At 71.5% G+C, this 17,711-nt stretch carries 14 protein-coding genes; 2 read left to right on the forward strand and 12 right to left on the reverse strand.

From position 1 onward, the window contains the following. Window positions 1-270: 270 nt before the first annotated feature. From ACICHK_RS16310 to ACICHK_RS16320, 3 genes are all read right to left on the reverse strand, one after another. Complete coding sequence (locus tag ACICHK_RS16310) at window positions 271-1,929, reverse strand: beta-N-acetylhexosaminidase (protein WP_406837480.1); 1,659 nt, start codon at window positions 1,927-1,929, stop codon at window positions 271-273. 1,113 nt (window positions 1,930-3,042) lie between these two features. Then, a complete protein-coding gene (locus ACICHK_RS16315) occupies window positions 3,043-3,339 on the reverse strand; it encodes a DUF3039 domain-containing protein (RefSeq protein ID WP_103554931.1) in 297 nt (98 codons plus the stop codon). 85 nt (window positions 3,340-3,424) lie between these two features. Continuing rightward, the gene (locus tag ACICHK_RS16320; protein ID WP_151470930.1) at window positions 3,425-3,997 is read right to left on the reverse strand and encodes a YqgE/AlgH family protein; all 573 of its coding nucleotides are present in this window, start codon (window positions 3,995-3,997) and stop codon (window positions 3,425-3,427) included. A gap of 278 nt (window positions 3,998-4,275) precedes the next feature. Between ACICHK_RS16320 and murA the strand changes: the two genes are divergently transcribed. Further along, the gene (gene murA, locus ACICHK_RS16325; protein WP_151470931.1) at window positions 4,276-5,616 is read left to right on the forward strand and encodes a UDP-N-acetylglucosamine 1-carboxyvinyltransferase; all 1,341 of its coding nucleotides are present in this window, start codon (window positions 4,276-4,278) and stop codon (window positions 5,614-5,616) included. Window positions 5,617-5,938: 322 nt separating this feature from the next. Here murA and ACICHK_RS16330 read toward each other — a convergent pair whose 3' ends face one another. From ACICHK_RS16330 to ACICHK_RS16370, 9 genes are all read right to left on the reverse strand, one after another. Beyond that, window positions 5,939-6,220 (reverse strand): HU family DNA-binding protein, encoded by a 282-nt coding sequence (locus ACICHK_RS16330; RefSeq protein ID WP_007382399.1) that lies wholly within the window; start codon window positions 6,218-6,220, stop codon window positions 5,939-5,941. A 373-nt stretch (window positions 6,221-6,593) separates the two neighbouring features. Continuing rightward, a complete protein-coding gene (locus tag ACICHK_RS16335) occupies window positions 6,594-8,027 on the reverse strand; it encodes an NAD-dependent malic enzyme (protein WP_406837481.1) in 1,434 nt (477 codons plus the stop codon). Between the two features lie 418 nt (window positions 8,028-8,445). Beyond that, complete coding sequence (locus tag ACICHK_RS16340; RefSeq protein WP_406837482.1) at window positions 8,446-10,836, reverse strand: HelD family protein; 2,391 nt, start codon at window positions 10,834-10,836, stop codon at window positions 8,446-8,448. 85 nt (window positions 10,837-10,921) lie between these two features. Continuing rightward, window positions 10,922-11,707: an anti-sigma factor family protein gene (locus ACICHK_RS16345; protein WP_406837483.1), complete on the reverse strand. Its 786-nt coding sequence runs from the start codon at window positions 11,705-11,707 to the stop codon at window positions 10,922-10,924. A 38-nt stretch (window positions 11,708-11,745) separates the two neighbouring features. Further along, on the reverse strand, window positions 11,746-12,276 hold the full coding sequence (locus tag ACICHK_RS16350; protein ID WP_037619265.1) for a sigma-70 family RNA polymerase sigma factor: 531 nt from the start codon (window positions 12,274-12,276) through the stop codon (window positions 11,746-11,748). A 224-nt stretch (window positions 12,277-12,500) separates the two neighbouring features. After that, on the reverse strand, window positions 12,501-13,088 hold the full coding sequence (locus tag ACICHK_RS16355; RefSeq protein ID WP_406837484.1) for a CGNR zinc finger domain-containing protein: 588 nt from the start codon (window positions 13,086-13,088) through the stop codon (window positions 12,501-12,503). A gap of 148 nt (window positions 13,089-13,236) precedes the next feature. After that, on the reverse strand, window positions 13,237-14,388 hold the full coding sequence (locus tag ACICHK_RS16360; protein WP_406837485.1) for a uroporphyrinogen-III synthase: 1,152 nt from the start codon (window positions 14,386-14,388) through the stop codon (window positions 13,237-13,239). 123 nt (window positions 14,389-14,511) lie between these two features. Next, the gene (locus ACICHK_RS16365; RefSeq protein WP_406837486.1) at window positions 14,512-15,891 is read right to left on the reverse strand and encodes a nitrate/nitrite transporter; all 1,380 of its coding nucleotides are present in this window, start codon (window positions 15,889-15,891) and stop codon (window positions 14,512-14,514) included. Window positions 15,892-16,081: 190 nt separating this feature from the next. Then, entirely contained in the window at window positions 16,082-16,477 is a 396-nt protein-coding gene (locus tag ACICHK_RS16370) for an SgcJ/EcaC family oxidoreductase (protein ID WP_406837487.1), read from the reverse strand. A 142-nt stretch (window positions 16,478-16,619) separates the two neighbouring features. Here ACICHK_RS16370 and ACICHK_RS16375 point away from each other — a divergent pair, with 142 nt between their 5' ends. Then, window positions 16,620-17,681, forward strand: coding sequence for a sigma-70 family RNA polymerase sigma factor (locus tag ACICHK_RS16375; RefSeq protein WP_406837488.1), 1,062 nt, complete (start codon window positions 16,620-16,622; stop codon window positions 17,679-17,681). Window positions 17,682-17,711 lie beyond the last annotated feature (30 nt).

The raw sequence follows: 17,711 nt of genomic DNA on the forward strand, positions 1-17,711 counted from the left end.
CCTTCCCGCTGCCCCACCTGGTCCCACCTGTGCTGCCGTACGGTACGTGCTGACAGGGCGGACGTGGCAACTCTGGCACATCTTCCCGGCCCCTCGACGCAGGGGTCCGCTAGGAGGCATTCGCCCCTCTCACCTGGGAGATGACCGGTTTTCGCACGGCATCGCCGCTGGAAGCCGATTGTCACTCTTCGGTGACGCTTGGGGGCACTTTTCCTTGTGGGGCAACGGCACCGGGCCCCTGGCACCGGTGCCGGCCGGCAGTGAGCCGTCTCACACCCTCGGGGGCGCCCCCTCGACAGGGCGTCCGAGCACCCCGGGCCGCCGCTGCCACGGCCGCGGACCCGTGGGCGCCCGGTAGGCCACCCCGAGGGCGTCGAGTCGTCCGTAGTGGGCGTCCATCCGCCGCTCGAAGCCGGCGAAGTCCCGTTCGCCGGGGGCCGGCAGGCGGCTCCAGGCGACCTCGGCGAAGGCGGCGAGCCTCGGGAACGCCTGGTAGTCCACGCGCGCGGGGTCCTCCATCACCTCGGTCCACACGTTGGCCTGGGTGCCCAGCACGTGCCGCGCCTCCGCCTCGGTGAGCTGCGGCGGAACCGGCTCGAAGCGGTAGACGTCCTCCAGGGTGCGCACATAGGCGATCGGCACCGGTTCGTCCTCGCCCGCGGCCTGGCGGTAGTCCAGGTACACGTGCTGCTCGGGGCACATGACGACGTCGTGGCCCGCGCGCGCGGCCGTGACGCCGCCCTGGTAGCCGCGCCACGACGACACCGCGGCGCCCGGCGCGAGACCGCCCTCCAGGATCTCGTCCCAGCCGATCAGCCGTCGTCCGCGCGCGGACAGCCAGGTGTCGAAGTGCCGGATGAACCAGGACTGCAGCCCGTCCTCGTCGGCGAGCCCGAGTTCCCTGATGCGCGCCTGCGCCACGGCCGACTTCCGCCACTGGCCCTTGGGGCATTCGTCGCCCCCGATGTGGAAGAAGCCCGAGAACTCCGGGAAGCGGCCGGGGTCCGCCGGGAACAGCTCCAGGAGTTCCTCGAAGACCCCCTCGTAGAAGCGCAGGGTGTTGTCGGTGGGGGCGAGTACGTTTTCGGAGACGCCCCAGTTGTCCCAGACGGTCAGGGAGGCCGTGTCGACGACATCGGTGTTGCCCAGTTCCGGATACGCGGCGATGGCCGCCTGGGAGTGTCCGGGGATGTCGATTTCGGGGACGACGGCGATATGCCGCTCGGCCGCGTACGCGACGATCTCCCGGATGTCGTCCTGGGTGTAGAAGCCTCCGTGCGGCTTCTCCTCCCACAGCGGCGAGGCCCGGTGGCCGAATTTGGTGCGCGCCCGCCAGGAACCGATCTCCGTCAGCTTCGGGTAGCGCTTGATCTGAACACGCCACCCTTGGTCGTCGGTGAGGTGGAAGTGGAAGACGTTGAGTTTGTGCGCGGCCAGCAGATCGAGGTAGCGCAGAACTCCTTCCTTGGGCATGAAGTGCCGGGAGACGTCGAGCATCAGACCGCGCCAGCGGAATCGGGGCGCGTCCTCGATGATCACGTGCTCGATTTCGTACGCCGTCCGCGGACGGACCGGGGCGCGGCGGAAAGCGTCGGGGCCGAGCAGCTGACGCAGCGTCTGGGCGCCCCAGAAGACCCCGGCCGCGTCGCCGCCGCGGATCTCGACGCCGCCGTCGCCGACGTCGAGCCGGTACGCCTCCGGCCCCAGAGCGCCGTCGAGGAGCAGGCGTACGGCGCGCGGAGCGTCCCGCGGGCCAGGTCGCAGCGGCAGTCCGAGTGCGGCACCGAGCGTCGAGCAGAGCCAGCGGCCGGTGCCGTCCGTGCCGGGCGCGGCCCACAGGACGGTGTCGGCGTCCAGCGCGAACCGTCCGCTCCCGGCGCCTTCGGCGGCGAGGGGAGCGGGAATGAGGCCCGTATCCATCATGTCCATCCGTCCTTCAGTCCTTTACCGTCGCCGGGGCCGGAGACGGGTCACCGGGGTGCTCGTACGAAGAAGACCGGCACGTGAATGGCCGTCACCGCCGGGGCACCCGCCGTACCGTCCGGTCGGATTCTCCGGTTCGCTCGGGACGAGGGGTGACGTCCGCGCGGACCGCGCGCGGTGGCGCCGGGGAGAAGGCGTTCCGGAAGCGGAAACCGTTCCCCCGCCGACGGGCGCGGGAAAACACCCCGGCGGCCGTGAGCCGGGAGAAGGCGGGCGGAAATCCGGCCCGCCGGAGAAAGCGTCCCCGGCCCGCCCGGCCGGGTTCACGACCGCCTTCCGCGCGTCCGCGACGGCCGCGGTGAAACCGCGCGGCACCACGGGCGCGAGGGGCCGCGGGAAGGCCGTGGGCGACGGGTCCGCCGAACCCGGGACGCCCGGCCGGGCGAAGTCCCGCGAGAAGCGGAACGAGAAGGGGAAGAGAGGTCCGGCGGGACTTCGGCGGGTGTCCTCGACACGGCCGGGAACATGATCGGCACGGCGGTCCGGATTCGGAAGCGGAATCGTTCCGGCGCCGTCGTCCGGAGAATTCCGGCGAGTGCGGGGGCGGCCTCGGCGGAGTACGCGGCGAGAAGACTCCGGGGGAACTCGCGGGCGAATTCCCGCCGCTCCGGGGTGCGCGGGAAAGGTCCGCGAGAAGGCCGGGGCCTCCGGAACGGGGGCGCGGCGGACCCCGCCCGCCCGGCCCGCCGGAGAGCGCCGGGCACCGCCCGGCACGGAGACGGTCACCATCGGGACCGTGACGGTCAGGGGCCGCGGGGCACCGCCCGGCACGAGGACGGTCATCGTCCGGACCGCGGGGATCCGGGGGCACTGGGCTTCATCGGGCGTCCTCCGGCAGAGCGTGTCGCGGTACGCGCCACGGCGGTTCCGCATCGCACAACACTCCGGAGGCTATGGAGTACGCGAACCCGGCCACAAGAGGTCTACACCACTCTGTGATCACGGAACCCCGAGAACAGCCCCGCCCCACACACACGACACGGCCGCGACGCCCCCGCAGAGGGGCGTCGCGGCCGTGGGTGGTCCGTGCGGCGTACCGCGCCGGGGGCGGAGCCCGGCCTACTTCTTGTCGCCGCCCTTGCCCTGGTCGCCGCCGGCGCCCATGGACTCGAAGATCTCCTTGCACATGGGGCACACGGGATACTTCTTCGGGTCACGGCCGGGCACCCACACCTTGCCGCACAGCGCCACCACGGGCGTGCCGTCCAGCGCGCTCGCCATGATCTTGTCCTTCTGGACGTAATGGGCGAAGCGCTCGTGGTCCCCGTCGCCGTGCGACACCTGCGGCGTCGGCTCCACGAGGGTCCCCGTCCCCGTGCCTCGCTGGGGCTGGGTCTCAGGCTCAAGAGTGCTCATGGAGCCAAGGGTACTGGGGCCCGCACCCATCGGTCGGGGGAAGGGCCGCGCACGTCCGCCGGATGGCCCGGGGCCGGTGCGCCGGTCAGTTCAGGGAGGGGTCGTCCGGGTACGTCGCCACCATCGCCAGTTCGCTGCGCTGGCGACGCAGGACCTCGCGCCACAGCCGTTCCGGCGCCGGGGAGGAGACGTCGCCGGGTTCGGACTCGACGACGTACCAGGCGCCGTCGGCCAGTTCGTTCTCCAGCTGGCCCGGTCCCCAGCCCGCGTACCCGGCGAAGATGCGCAGGGAGCCGAGGGCGGACGCGAGCAGCTCGGGCGGGGCCTCCAGGTCCACGAGACCGATCGCGCCGTGCACCCGCCGCCAGCCGAGCGGCGCGCGCTCCCCCGCCATGCCGCCCGGGATGACCGCCACCCCCAGCGCCGAGTCCAGCGAGACGGGGCCGCCCTGGAAGACGACCCCCGGCTCCCCGGCCAGGCCGGCCCAGTTCTCCAGGATGTCGCCGACACCCACCGGGGTCGGGCGGTTGAGGACGACACCGAGGGAGCCCTCCTCGTCGTGGTCGAGGAGCAGCACCACCGCGCGGTCGAAGTTCGGGTCCGCCAGGGCGGGCGTGGCCACGAGCAGCCGCCCTGTGAGCGAGGACACCTCGGTCATGCCAGACATGATCCCGCACATTCCCTTCATGTGGGGAGCCAATACGCGTACGGGAGTGAATGCAGCTCAGGGCGCAACGGAGCGTTGCCCGCGCACACGGGCAACGGTGACCCCACGTGCCCGATCCGGAACGGCTCGTGTTGTGTCCAAGCTATGACCCAGCTGAGTCCTGCTCGGGCTTACTGCGCCGGGGCGGGCGGCCATTACCCTTGCTGTTCGGCTCCCGTACGACCGGCCTGCCGACCCACACCTGCCCAACTCATCGGAACGCGAGATACATGACCGTCAACGACGATGTCCTGCTTGTCCATGGCGGAACCCCGCTTGAGGGCGAGATCCGTGTCCGCGGTGCGAAGAACCTCGTACCGAAAGCCATGGTCGCCGCCCTGCTGGGCAGCGGGCCGAGCCGGCTGCGCAACGTCCCCGACATCCGCGACGTACGTGTCGTACGCGGGCTGCTGCAGTTGCACGGTGTGACCGTACGCCCGGGTGACGAGCCCGGTGAGCTGATCATGGATCCCTCGCACGTCGAGAGCGCGAACGTCGCCGACATCGACGCCCACGCGGGCTCGTCGCGCATCCCGATCCTCTTCTGCGGCCCGCTGCTGCACCGTCTCGGCCACGCCTTCATCCCGGGCCTCGGCGGCTGCGACATCGGCGGCCGGCCGATCGACTTCCACTTCGAGGTGCTGCGGCAGTTCGGCGCGAAGATCGAGAAGCGGGAGGGCGGCCAGTACCTGGAGGCCCCGCAGCGGCTGCGCGGCACCAAGATCCAGCTGCCGTACCCGTCCGTGGGCGCGACCGAGCAGGTGCTGCTGACCGCGGTGCTCGCGGAGGGCGTCACGGAACTCTCGAACGCGGCCGTCGAGCCGGAGATCGAGGACCTGATCTGCGTCCTGCAGAAGATGGGCGCCATCATCGCGATGGACACCGACCGCACGATCCGCATCACCGGTGTGGACTCGCTCGGCGGTTACACCCACGCGGCCCTCCCGGACCGCCTGGAGGCCGCCTCCTGGGCTTCCGCGGCGCTGGCGACCGAGGGCAACATCTACGTCCGCGGCGCCCAGCAGCGCTCGATGATGACGTTCCTGAACACCTACCGCAAGGTGGGCGGCGCCTTCGAGATCGACGACGAGGGCATCCGCTTCTGGCACCCGGGCTCGCAGCTCAAGTCCATCGCGCTGGAGACGGACGTCCACCCCGGCTTCCAGACGGACTGGCAGCAGCCGCTGGTCGTGGCCCTGACGCAGGCCACCGGCCTGTCGATCATCCACGAGACGGTGTACGAGTCCCGGCTGGGCTTCACGTCCGCGCTGAACCAGATGGGCGCGCACATCCAGCTCTACCGCGAGTGCCTCGGCGGCTCCAACTGCCGCTTCGGCCAGCGCAACTTCCTGCACTCCGCGGTCGTTTCGGGCCCCACGAAGCTGCAGGGCGCCGACCTGGTCATCCCCGACCTGCGCGGCGGCTTCTCGTACCTGATCGCGGCGCTGGCGGCACAGGGCACGTCCCGTGTCCACGGCATCGACCTGATCAACCGCGGCTACGAGAACTTCATGGAGAAGCTCGTGGAGCTGGGCGCGAAGGTCGAACTGCCCGGCAAGGCACTCGGCTGACCCCAGCCCCTCCACCCCGCCCCGGCCCGCTCCGGCACTTCTCGGCCGGGGGTCCGGGGGTCGTCCCCCGGACAGACACAGCATGGAGAAGCTCGTGGAGCTGGGCGCGAAGGTCGAGCTGCCGGGCAAGGCACTCGGCTGATCCCAGCCCTTCCGATCCGCCCCGGCCGACCGCTCTTCCGGCCGGGGGCCCGGGGGTCGTCCCCCGGGTGAACGCAGCGCCAATGGGGCGGCCCCCCTGAAAGGGGCCGCCCCATTGGCGTTGCTGGGCCTCTCACGCGTCCCGCGTCCCGCGTCCGCGGGGAACGTGCCGGCGCCGGGCTTACTTGCCCTTGGCGGCTTCCTTGAGCTTGCTGCCCGCGGAGACCTTGACGCTGTAGCCGGCCGGGATCTGGATCGGGTCGCCGGTCTGCGGGTTGCGCGCGGTGCGAGCGGCACGGTGGGTGCGCTCGAAGGTCAGGAAGCCGGGGATGGTCACCTTCTCGTCGCCCTTGGCGACGATCTCGCCGACGGTCTCGGCGAAAGCGGCCAGAACGGCGTCGGCGTCCTTGCGGGTCACCTCGGCGCGGTCGGCCAGCGCGGCCACCAGCTCACTGCGGTTCATGTTGTTACTCCCGTGTTCTTCTTGCTGTTGAGGCGTGCCACGCGGCGGAGCCGCATATCGGGCACAGTGAAGCCGATGCTGCCAGGGTCCTCGGTCGGCTCCCGGACCCGGGTCCGTAGCCGGACCGTCGCGCCCAAAGACGCATCCTGCCCCCACCTGCGGCGGGAAAGCCAATCCGGCACCCCTGGGAGTCACACGAACACCCTTGGGGGTCACACGAAGAGGCCCTGCGAGGCCTGAGCCTGGCCGCCACCCTAGAGGCGGCCACAGGCCCCGCGTTCCGCGACGCGCCGGGTTCCGGGCGGCCGTGGCGCCCGTCACAGACGGGAGGACGGCCGGTGCGGCACGGGCGTGCGGCCCGGCCCGGTCCGTGCTACACGGTCGCGTCGGCCGCGTCCGTCGTCCCCGCCGCCTTCGCCGCGTCGCGCACCGCTCCGGCGACCGCGCCCGCGACCTTGTCGTTGAAGACGCTGGGGATGATGTAGTTCGGGTTGAGCTCGTCCTCGGTCACCACGTTCGCGAGCGCGGTCGCGGCGGCCAGCATCATGTCCGTGTTGACGGTACGCGACTGGGCGTCCAGGAGGCCACGGAAGACGCCCGGGAACACCAGGACGTTGTTGATCTGGTTGGGGAAGTCGGAGCGGCCGGTGGCCACAACTGCCGCGGTCTGGCGGGCGATTGCCGGGTCGACCTCGGGGTCGGGGTTCGCGAGCGCGAACACGATGGCGTTCTCCGCCATCGAGGCCACGTCGTCGCCGTCGATCACGTTCGGGGCGGAGACGCCGATGAACACGTCGGCGCCCTGCACCGCCTCCTTCAACGTGCCCGTGAGGCCTTCGAGGTTGGTGTTGTCGGCGATCCAGCACAGCGGCGAGTCCGGATCGGCGTCGACGAGGTCGGCGCGGCCCGCGTGCACGACACCGTGGATGTCGGCGACGACGGCGTGCTTCACGCCCGCCGCGATCAGCAGTTTGAGGATGGCCGTACCGGCCGCTCCGGCGCCGGACATGACGACCCTGATGTCGCCGATCGCCTTGCCCGCGACGCGAAGTGCGTTGGTCAGGGCGGCGAGGACGACGATCGCGGTGCCGTGCTGGTCGTCGTGGAAGACGGGGATGTCGAGGGCCTCGCGCAGCCGGGCCTCGATCTCGAAGCAGCGCGGCGCGGAGATGTCCTCCAGGTTGATGCCCGCGAAGCCGGGGGCGATCGCCTTGACGATCTCGACGATCGCGTCGGTGTCCTGGGTGTCCAGGCACAGCGGCCAGGCGTCGATGCCGGCGAAGCGCTTGAAGAGGGCCGCCTTGCCCTCCATGACGGGCAGCGCGGCCTTCGGGCCGATGTTGCCGAGGCCCAGCACCGCGGAGCCGTCCGTCACGACCGCAACGGAATTGCGCTTGATGGTGAGGCGGCGGGCGTCCTCGGGGTTCTCGGCGATCGCCATGCACACCCGGGCCACGCCCGGGGTGTAGATCATGGAGAGGTCGTCACGGTTGCGGATCGGGTGCTTGGACTGCATCTCGATCTTGCCGCCGAGGTGCATGAGGAACGTACGGTCGGAGACCTTGCCGAGGGTCACGCCCTCGATGTGCCGCAGTTGCTCGACGATCTCGTCCGCGTGCGAGGTGGAGGACGCGGCGATGGTGACGTCGATCCGGAGCTTCTCATGGCCGGACGCGGTCACGTCGAGGCCGGTCACCGAGCCTCCGCTGGACTCCACGGCCGTGGTGAGCTGGGAGACCGCGGTTCCGCTCGCGGGCACCTCCAGCCGGACCGTCATCGAGTAGGAGACGCTGGGCGCCGTTGCCATGGCCGACTTCCTCTGCTTTCACCGAGACACTGCTTTGTGCCGTCCGATCGTCGCACCTACCCCTGAGTACGCGGTAGTCGCCCCGGATTGCGAACGTTTTGTTCGCCGGGGTTCGCGATTCCGGAAAACGGATTCCACCCTACGAGAGGGCGGTCCCCGCGCCGGAGGCCGCCCCGGCACGACGAAAGAGGCCCACGTCACGGTGACGTGGGCCTCTTTCGGTCCTTCGGTGAAGGACGACGTTCAATGACACCGACCCGCCATGCTCGCCTCGCGGCAAGTGGTCGCTCGTAGCGACGAAGGTTGGGCCCGGGGGCTTGGATCGGGCCGGTGCCACGTCAAAGGTAACAAAGGATTCCCGTGGAGCAATTCCCGTCCCGGGAGATCTTTTCGGCCGGGACGGGGCACGGGGCGGGCGTCAGTCCCGCAGGAGGTCGGGCACGCCGTCCGCGTCGGGTTCGTCACGGCCGCTGGAGACCACGGTCAGCTGCTGCGTGGCCCGGGTCAGGGCGACGTACAGCACCCGCAGCCCGGCGGGCGACTCGTCGGCGATCTCCGCGGGCGAGACGACCACCGTCGCGTCGTACTCCAGGCCCTTGGCCTCCAGGCTTCCCAGGGCCACCACGCGGTCCCCGAGTCCGGCGAGCCAGCGAGCGGCCTCCTCGCGCCGGTTCATGGCGACGACGACGCCCACGGTGCCGTCGACCCGGTCGAGGAGGTGGGCCGCCTCGGCGCGCACGGTCTCGGCGAGGGAGTCCCCGACGACCGCGAACCGGGGCTCGACGCCGGTGGACCGCACGGCGGACGGCGACGGCGAGCCCGGCATGGCCAGGGCGAGGACCTTGGCGGCCAGCTCGGCGATCTCCGCCGGGTTGCGGTAGTTGACGGTGAGGGTGAAGCGGCGCCGGGGACGGGTGCCGAGCGCCTCGTCCCGGGCCTCCGCCGCCTCGTCGGGGTCGGACCAGGAGGACTGGGCCGGGTCGCCCACGACCGTCCAGGTGGCGTGCCGCCCGCGCCGGCCGACCATCCGCCACTGCATCGGCGTGAGGTCCTGCGCCTCGTCGACGATGACGTGCGCGTACTCGGTCCGCTCCTGCGCCAGCCGCTCGGCGCGCTCGCGCTGCGTCTCCTCGCGCACCGGCATAAGCTCCTCGAGACCGGTGAGCTGGTCCAGCGGGTCCAGGTCGCGGCGCTTCTTGGGCCGGGCGGGCGCCCCGACGATCGCCTCCAGCTCGTCGAGCATCGCCACGTCGTGCACGGAGAACCCGTCCCGCTTGAGCGAGCGGGCCACCCGGCGGACCTCCCCGGGGTTGAGGATCCGGCGCGCCCAGCGCCCCAGGCGCCGTTCGTCGGCCATGGCGGCCAGCACCCCGCGCGGGGTCAGCTCCGGCCACCAGGCGTCCAGGAACGCCGTGAAACTGTCCTCGGAGGTGACGTCCTCGTCGAACGAGGACCGCAGCTCGGCGGCCAGTTCCGGGTCCGAATGGCGACTCCCGGCGCCCGACTTCGACCACAGCGCGTCCAGCAGCAGCCTGCGGGCGCGCGGGCGCAGCAGGTTGACCGGCGCGGTCCCGCCGAGCGCGTTGTGCTTGATGCGGTCCAGCTCGGCGGACTCCAGCTCCAGCCGGCGCCCGAAGGCGACGACCCGGAGCCGGGTGGGAGCACCCGCGGGAGCCGCCTCCGGCTCACCGAGGGCGAGCTGGCCGGCGGCGCCGCCGGCCGCTCCGGCCGGTGCCTCCAGCGCCCCGCGCGCCGCCTTCCGCAGCACCTTCAGCATCCGGTACGAGCCCTTGGCGCGGGCGACGGCCGGGGAGTCGTACAGCGTGGCGGCCACGCCGTCGACGAGGGAGCCGATCGCACGGATCGCGACCTGCCCCTCCTCGCCGAGCGAGGGCAGCACGCCCTCGGTGTAGGCGACGAGCAGCGGGGTCGGGGAGACGATCAGGATGCCGCCCGCGTACCGGCGGCGGTCCTGGTAGAGGAGATAGGCGGCCCGGTGCAGGGCGACGGCCGTCTTGCCGGTGCCGGGGCCGCCCTCGACGTAGGTCACGGACGCGGCGGGCGCGCGGATCACCAGGTCCTGCTCGGCCTGGATGGACGCCACGATGTCCCGCATGGTGTGGCTGCGGGCCTGCCCGAGCGCGGCCATGAGCGCGCCGTCGCCGATGACGGGCAGCTCACGGCCGTCGAGGGAGGCCTTCACCTGCGGGCGCATCAGGTCGTCCTCGACGCCGAGGACCCGGCGGCCCTTGGAGCGGATGACCCGGCGGCGCACGACCCGGCCGGGGTCGACCGGGGTGGAGCGGTAGAACGGGGCGGCGGCCGGTGCCCGCCAGTCGATCACCAGCGGCGCGTACTCGGCGTCCAGGACACCGATGCGGCCGATGTGGAGCGTCTCGGCGATGTCGGCGGTGCTGTCCTCGCGGACCGCGCCCTCGGCGGGTTCCACCGCCGTGTAGGCGCCGTCGGGCCCCTTCACGCCGTCCTTGCCGCGGAGCAGGTCGATCCGGCCGAAGAGGAAGTCCTCGAACTCGTTGTTGAGACGGTTGAGGTGGATTCCCGCGCGGAACACCTGGGCGTCCCGCTCCGCGAGCGCCCCCGGTGTGCCGACGTGACCGCGCTGGGCGGCGTCGTGCATGAGGAACTCGGCCTCGTGGATCTTCTCCTCGAGGCGCCGGTAGACCCGGTCCAGATGTTCCTGTTCGACAGCGATCTCACGGTCCCGTACGGAGTCGTCCTTGACGGATTCATCCGGTACGGACGTACGGACCGAGCCGAGCGCGGTTTCCTGCTGAGCCTGAGCGGCCACCGGGCGCCCCCTTCTGACGTGCTGGGCAGCCGTCAACCGTACGCGAAGGGAGGCCCGCCGGGCTACGTCCGGGCCCGGAGTCCGCTCAGGCCTTCACCTCGACGAGACGCTTGCCCGAGAAGGTCATGACCTCGAAGTGGTCGATCTGGTTCGGCTCGAAGGCCGCGCCGCCGTGGACGTAGAGGGGCTCCTTGGCCTGTTCGGTCTTCGCGTTGGGGGTGCCGTAACCCCACTCCGGGACCGACCAGGAGGTGACCGTCTCGCGCTCGCCGTTCTTGCCGACGGCGATCAGGGAGCACTTCTCCGGGCCCGTGACGTTCTTGAGCTGGAGGACCGCGTGGGTGCCCCAGTCCTTCGGCTCGATCGCGACGACGGCGCTGACCTTGGTCTTCGGGTCCGTGGCCGACGCCTTGTCGGTCATGACCTGGAAGGCGGCCTTGGCCGGGCTGGTCGCGTGCGCCTGCGGCGGGTTCGCGCCGCTGTCGTTGCCGCCGTTGACCGCCAGGACGGTCAGCGGGCCGCCGATGATCAGCGCGGCCGCGGCCGCCACCAGGTACATGCCGCGCCGGCGCTTCTGGGCACGGCGCGCCGAGACCTCGTCCACCAGCCGCTCCGCGAGCCGTGGGCTCGGGCGGGCCGAGAGGGACTCCGCGATGGCCGGGCTGCCCTGCGAGGCGGGCAGGTCGGCGAGGGCCGCGAGCATCGGTTCCATGCCGGCGAGCTCGTCGAGCTGCTGGGCGCACCACTCGCAGGAGGCGAGGTGCTCCTCGAAAGCGGTTGCCTCGATGTCGTCGAGAATGCCGAGCGCGTAGGCGCCGACAGTCTCGTGAACGTTGTCCCCGGACCCTTGCTGTCCTCGTGGACCTTGCATGGCTCCCGGACCACCTGTTCCGTAACCCCCGTACGTGTTCATGCCGTCACCCCCCGCTCCTCAAGCGCCAGCTTCATCGACCGCAGGGCGTAGAAAACCCGTGAGCGTACGGTTCCGCTGGGAATGCCGAGCGTTTCGGCCGCCTCATTGACGGTACGCCCTTTGAAGTAAGTTTCGACCAGTACTTCCCTGTGAGCAGGGGTCAGGTCGTCCAGCGCGTCCGACAGTGTCATCAGCCACAACGCCTTGTCGATCTCGTCCTCCGCGGGGATGACCTCCAGCGGCGACGGGTCGACCTCCTGCGGCCGGGCCTGCCGGCTGCGGTGGCCGTCGATGACGATGCGCCGGGCGACCGTCACCAGCCAGGGGCGTACCGAACCGGTCGCTCGATTGAGCTGGCCGGCGTTCTTCCAGGCACGGATGAGTGTTTCCTGCACCACGTCCTCGGCGCGCTGCCGGTCTCCGGCCACCAGGCGCAGCACGTAGGCCAGCAACGGCCCCGCGTGTTCCCTGTACAGTGCACGCATCAGCTCCTCGTCGGGTTCGGTCGACGAGGACTGCTGAGACATGCGATGTCGGGCTCTTGGCCTGTGTTCATCAGCCACGGCTGAATCCTTGCGCACGCCTACCTCCGGTGTCCGGGGGTTCCCCCAGTCGGTCGCTCATCACCGGGTACGTGTGCTGGTACTCGGGTGTTCAAAGTGTTCAGGATTTTTTCTGGTGAAGATGTGTAGACGGCGAAAAGAATGGTTCCGATCACCGCACGTCACTGGAAGATCACGCACGGATGTGATCAGGCACGCGCCAGAGCCGCCCGCCGCCGATGCCGGGCCACGCGCTCCCGATTGCCGCACACTTCACTGGAGCACCAACGGCGGCGCCGGCCGCGCGAGGTGTCGAGATAGACGATCGGGCAGTTGTCGCCCTCGCACTGCCGCAGACTCGCGCGCGCACGCGGGTCGGTGAGCAGATCGAGGGCGTCCCTGGCCACCACAGACAGTAGTTCACCGCACTGCGGCGGAACGCACAGCCCCCGGTTCAGCGAACCGTCGTCGCCGCGGACGGCGCAGGGGGCGGGCGGCGGCACGAGGGCGACGGCGTTGACGCGGGCGAGCGCGCCGTCCGCGGGGCGCCCGTCCAGTTCACCTCGTACCAACTGGGCGATATGTCCGCGCAGTTCCCGGAAGGCGAGCAGCCAGGAGTCGTCCACGGCGGCCGGCGCGGTGCCCTCGGGCAGCAGTCCGGACGCGACGACCCAGACGCCCAACCGGGCGACCGAGTCGAGGCGTTCCTCGGGGTGCGTGGTCGCCGTCAGGTCCAGGCAGATCCGCCCGGAGTCGAACCGCGGCTCGTACGAGGCTGTGGCCGTGCCCGATGCCATGCGCCTGTCACCGCCTTGGGGTCACCCGCCGTCGTCCCCCTAACAGTGCATCCCCCGGCGCCCCGCCGGAAGAGTCGGTACCGGTCCCGTACCGGACGCGTACCGCGCGCACGGGGCGGGTGGCCGTGGCACCGCGGCGCCGACGGCCTCAGCCGTCGGCGTACTTGGCGTCCGCGGCCGGGTCGAGCGAGAGGCGGTAGCCCCGCTTGACGACCGTCTGGATCAGCTTGGGCGCGCCGAGTGCCGTGCGCAGCCGGGCCATCGCGGTCTCCACGGCGTGCTCGTCGCGCCCGGAGCCCGGCAGCGCGCGCAGCAGTTCGGACCGCGCCACCACCCAGCCGGGCCGCCGCGCGAGAGCCCGCAGCAGCGACATCCCGGCGGGCGGCACGGGCCGCAGCTCCCCGTCCACCAGCACCGCGTGCCCCCGGATCTCCACCTGGTGCCCGGCGATGGGCAACGCCCTGGCCCGGCCGGGCAGTTCCTGGCAGAGCAGCTGCACGAGGGGACCGAGCCGGAAGCGTTCGGGCTGGACGGTGTCGATGCCGTGGGCCTGCAACGGCAGCGCGGTGACCGGGCCGACGCAGGCGGGCAGGACGTCGTGGTGCAGGGCCGCGAGGAACTCCGCGCGCACGCCCCGTTCCTCGGCCCTGGACAGCAGGGAGGCCGCGGCGGGGGCGCTGGTGAAGGTGAGCGCGTCCAGGCCGCGGGTGAGGGCCGCGTCGAGCAGCCGGTCGACCGGGGCGATGTCCTCCGGCGGCATCCACCGGTACACGGGCACGAGGACGACCTCGGCGCCGGCGGCCCGCAGCGACTCGACGAACCCGGGCAGCGGTTCACCGTGCAGCTGTACGGCGATGCGGCGGCCGTCCACGCCCTCTTCGAGCAGCCGGTCGAGCACCTCGGCCATCGACTCGGAGGAGGGCGACCACTCCTCGGTCAGCCCCTGGGCCCGGACCGCGCCCTTGACCTTGGGCCCGCGGGCGAGCAGTTCGATGCCCCGCAGCCGGGCGAGCAGTTCCTCGCCCAGCCCCCAGCCGTCGGCCGCCTCGACCCAGCCGCGGAATCCGATGGCGGTGGTGGCCACCACCACGTCCGGCGGGTTCTCGACCAACTCCTTCGTCGCGGTGAGCAGTTCGCCGTCGTCGGCGAGGGGCACGATCCGCAGGGCCGGCGCGTGCACGACGGTGGCCCCGCGCCGCTGGAGCAGCGCGCCCAACTCGTCGGCCCGGCGCGCGGCGGTCACCCCCACGGTGAACCCGGAGAGTGGCCCGTGCTCGGGTCGCTGCTGTTCGTCGTACATGGGGTTCTCGTCTCGCGCTCGTCGAGTCGTCGTACGGGTCTGTGCTGTCGTACGTCGTGGCTGATCCGAGCCTGTCAACGGACCATGACAGGCTCGGATCAAGGTGATGTCGGGCGTGTTACGTCATACCTCGGCGTAGCTGAGCTGGGGCTCGGCCTCCGCGGTGGCACTTGCCCGGGTCACGGCGGCCGGGCGGCGAAGGTATACGGCCCAGGTGACCGCGAAGGCGACCGCGTAGAAGGCGAGGAAGGTGACGAAGGCGCCGGTGCCGGTGCCGGAGTCGAGGAACGACTGGCGGAAGGCGAGGTTGATGCCGACGCCGCCGAGCGCGCCCACCGCGCCGATGAGCCCCATGGCGGCACCGGAGAGCCGCCGTCCGTGGCGGGCGGCCTCCTCTCCCTGGAGCCCCGCTTCCAGCGCCTTGTTCTGGAAGATGCCGGGGATCATCTTGTACGTCGACCCGTTGCCGAGACCGCTGAGGACGAAGAGGACCACGAAGACCGAGACGAACAGCGGCAGCGACTTCTCACTGCTGGCGAACACCAGGACCCCGGTTGCCGCGGCCATGGCGACGAAGTTCCACAGGGTGATCCTGGCGCCGCCGTAGCGGTCGGCGAGCCGGCCGCCGACGGGCCGGATCAGGGATCCGAGCAGCGGGCCGATGAAGGTGAGGTAGGCGGCCTGGAGCGGGGTGCGCCCGAACTCGACCTGGAGCACCTGCCCGAAGGCGAAGGCGTAGCCGATGAACGAGCCGAAGGTCCCGATGTACAGGAACGCCATGATCCAGGTGTGCGCGTCCTTCGCGGCGTCCAGGGCGGCGCCGGTGTCGTTCTTCACGGTGGTGAGGTTGTCCATGAAGAGGGCGGAGAGGACGGCGGCCACGACGACGAGCGGGATGTAGATCCCGAGGAGCACCCGGGGCCCGCCGCTCGCGCCGATGACGGCGAGCGCCACGAGCTGGATGACGGGGACGCCGATGTTGCCGCCGCCCGCGTTGAGTCCGAGGGCCCAGCCTTTCTTCCGCAGCGGGAAGAAGGCGTTGATGTTGGTCATGCTGGAGGCGAAGTTGCCGCCCCCGACACCGGCCAGCAGCCCGACCACGAGGAACGTGCCGAACGAGGTGCCCGGCTCCATCACCACGAACGCGGCGACGGTCGGCACGAGCAGCAGGCTCGCGGACACGATGGTCCAGTTCCGGCCGCCGAAGAGCGCGACGGCGAAGGTGTAGGGCACCCGCACCACCGCGCCGACCAGCGTCACCATCGAGGTGAGCAGGAACTTGTCGGCCGGGGTGAGCCCGTACTCCGGTCCCATGAACAGGACCAGCACCGACCACATCGTCCAGACGGAGAACCCGATGTGCTCGGACAGGACGGAGAAGAACAGGTTGCGCCGGGCGACCCTCTCCCCCTTCTCCGCCCAGAAGACCTCGTCCTCCGGATCCCACTCCTCGATCCAGCGACCGCCCCGCGCGGGGGCCGTACTCGTGGCTGGGGCAGTCATCTCACGCCTCCATATGGTTCTCCGGGCCTACCGGCCTGCTGCTTCCCGAAGGTAGGGAGGACGCGTTTCCACGCTGTGGCTGTGAGTGACCTGAAGGGAACGTTGCTCTCACCCGGTCCCGGGCCCGGCGGTGAGGAAGGGCCCGGGACCGGGTGGGAGGCGGGAGCGTACGGGATCTCGTCCGGACCCGTCAGACGGCCGCGTTGTGGTACGAGGTGATGGCCCAGGCTCCGTCGGCGGGGTCGCGGACGAGCACCCAGGTCGCCCGGCGCCGCCGGTCGGCGGGGACCTGGCTCTCCCCGGGCAGGAGGATCCCGGCCTCGCTGACGACGACGGCGGTGCCGGGCCGCGGGAACCGGATCCGCCGGGGCTCGTCGAGGGGCCGGGACCCCTTCAGCGGCCCCTCGAACCCGGCCTTGATGTAGGCGCGGATCTCCTCCCGCCCGTCGTTGAGGACGCCCGGCATCACGACGGTCGCGTCCTCGGTGTAGAGCGCGGCGAAGGCGTCGGCGTCGTGGTCGGCCCAGGCGGCGTAGAGGCGGTCGAGGACGGCGCGGACGTCCTGGTCGGCGTCGGTACTGGTCATGATGGTTCCTTCTGCTCGATCGGGTTCGGTCGCCGGTATGTACCTCGGGGCCGCGGGGAACTCATCGGTGCCGGGACGATGAGTCCGGGCGGGCCCGGAGGTAGGTACCGGTGAGTGACGGGACGCGGCCGAGGGGCAGACCATGGGGACACGGGACGACGGGCACGACGACTTCGAGGGTCACGGCCACCGCGACGACTTCGACGGTCACGGCGATCGCGAGGACCGCGAGGGCCGCGAGGACTTCGAGAGGCGGACGGCGCCCCACCGCCGGGAGCTGCTGGCCCACTGCTACCGCATGCTCGGTTCGGTGCACGAGGCCGAGGACCTGGTGCAGGAGACGATGCTCCGGGCCTGGCTCGCGTACGGCCGTTACGACGCCGACCGCGCCTCCCTGCGCACCTGGCTGTACCGCATCGCCACCAACCGGTGCCTGACCGCGCTGCGCGGCCGCGCCCGCAGAGCCCTGCCGTCGGGCCTGGTCGGCGCGCTGGAGGATCCGGGGGCGCCGATGACACTGGGGGCGGAGGTGCCGTGGCTCGAACCGTTCCCGGACCAGGGCGCGGCCGGGGCCGCGGCCGGGGATCCCGCGGGTGTGGTCGTCGCCCGGGGCAGTCTGCGCCTCGCGCTGATCGCCACGATGCAGCTGCTGCCCCCGCGGCAGCGGGCGGTCCTCGTCCTGCGCGACGTACTGGCCTGGCCGGCGGCCGAGGTGGCCGAGGCGCTCGGCACGTCGACCGCCTCCGTGAACAGCGCGCTCCAACGGGCCCGCGCACGGATCGGCGAGGCCGGTCTGACGGAGGAGGAGGTGACGGAACCCCCGGACCACGAGCAGCGCGCGGTGGTCGACCGCTACCAGCGCGCCTTCGAGAACGCCGACCTCGACGCCCTGCGCGCCCTGCTCACCCAGGACGTCGTCCTGGAGATGCCCCCGGTCCTCAACTGGTACGTCGGCCCCGACGCCTACGTCGCCTTCATCGCCCGCGTCTTCGCGATGCGCGGCACGGACTGGCGCCTGCGCCCCACCTCGGCGAACGGCCAGCCCGCCCTGGCGGCCTACGTCCGCGCCCCCGACGACGACACGCACCGCCTGCACACCCTGCAGGTCTTCACGGCGGACCACACCGCGGTGAGCCACACGGTGGTGTTCCAACTCCCGACGGTCTTCAGGGCGTTCGGCCTGTCGGAGGTGTGGGAGGGGTGACCGCGCCGGGACCGGAGAGGTCCCGGCGCG

Source organism: Streptomyces sp. AHU1, assembly GCF_045343905.1.
In the GTDB taxonomy this organism is placed as follows: Bacteria; Actinomycetota; Actinomycetes; order Streptomycetales; family Streptomycetaceae; genus Streptomyces; species Streptomyces triticiradicis.

Coding starts and splice junctions, on each gene's coding strand:
- ACICHK_RS16350 (WP_037619265.1), bottom strand. CDS start 12,276: ATGTCTCAGCAGTCCTCGTCGACCGAACCCGACGAGGAGCTGATGCGT.
- ACICHK_RS16375 (WP_406837488.1), top strand. CDS start 16,620: ATGGGGACACGGGACGACGGGCACGACGACTTCGAGGGTCACGGCCAC.
- ACICHK_RS16335 (WP_406837481.1), bottom strand. CDS start 8,027: ATGGCAACGGCGCCCAGCGTCTCCTACTCGATGACGGTCCGGCTGGAG.
- ACICHK_RS16315 (WP_103554931.1), bottom strand. CDS start 3,339: ATGAGCACTCTTGAGCCTGAGACCCAGCCCCAGCGAGGCACGGGGACG.
- ACICHK_RS16355 (WP_406837484.1), bottom strand. CDS start 13,088: ATGGCATCGGGCACGGCCACAGCCTCGTACGAGCCGCGGTTCGACTCC.
- ACICHK_RS16330 (WP_007382399.1), bottom strand. CDS start 6,220: ATGAACCGCAGTGAGCTGGTGGCCGCGCTGGCCGACCGCGCCGAGGTG.
- murA (WP_151470931.1), top strand. CDS start 4,276: ATGACCGTCAACGACGATGTCCTGCTTGTCCATGGCGGAACCCCGCTT.
- ACICHK_RS16320 (WP_151470930.1), bottom strand. CDS start 3,997: ATGACCGAGGTGTCCTCGCTCACAGGGCGGCTGCTCGTGGCCACGCCC.
- ACICHK_RS16365 (WP_406837486.1), bottom strand. CDS start 15,891: ATGACTGCCCCAGCCACGAGTACGGCCCCCGCGCGGGGCGGTCGCTGG.
- ACICHK_RS16345 (WP_406837483.1), bottom strand. CDS start 11,707: ATGCAAGGTCCACGAGGACAGCAAGGGTCCGGGGACAACGTTCACGAG.
- ACICHK_RS16370 (WP_406837487.1), bottom strand. CDS start 16,477: ATGACCAGTACCGACGCCGACCAGGACGTCCGCGCCGTCCTCGACCGC.
- ACICHK_RS16310 (WP_406837480.1), bottom strand. CDS start 1,929: ATGGACATGATGGATACGGGCCTCATTCCCGCTCCCCTCGCCGCCGAA.
- ACICHK_RS16360 (WP_406837485.1), bottom strand. CDS start 14,388: ATGTACGACGAACAGCAGCGACCCGAGCACGGGCCACTCTCCGGGTTC.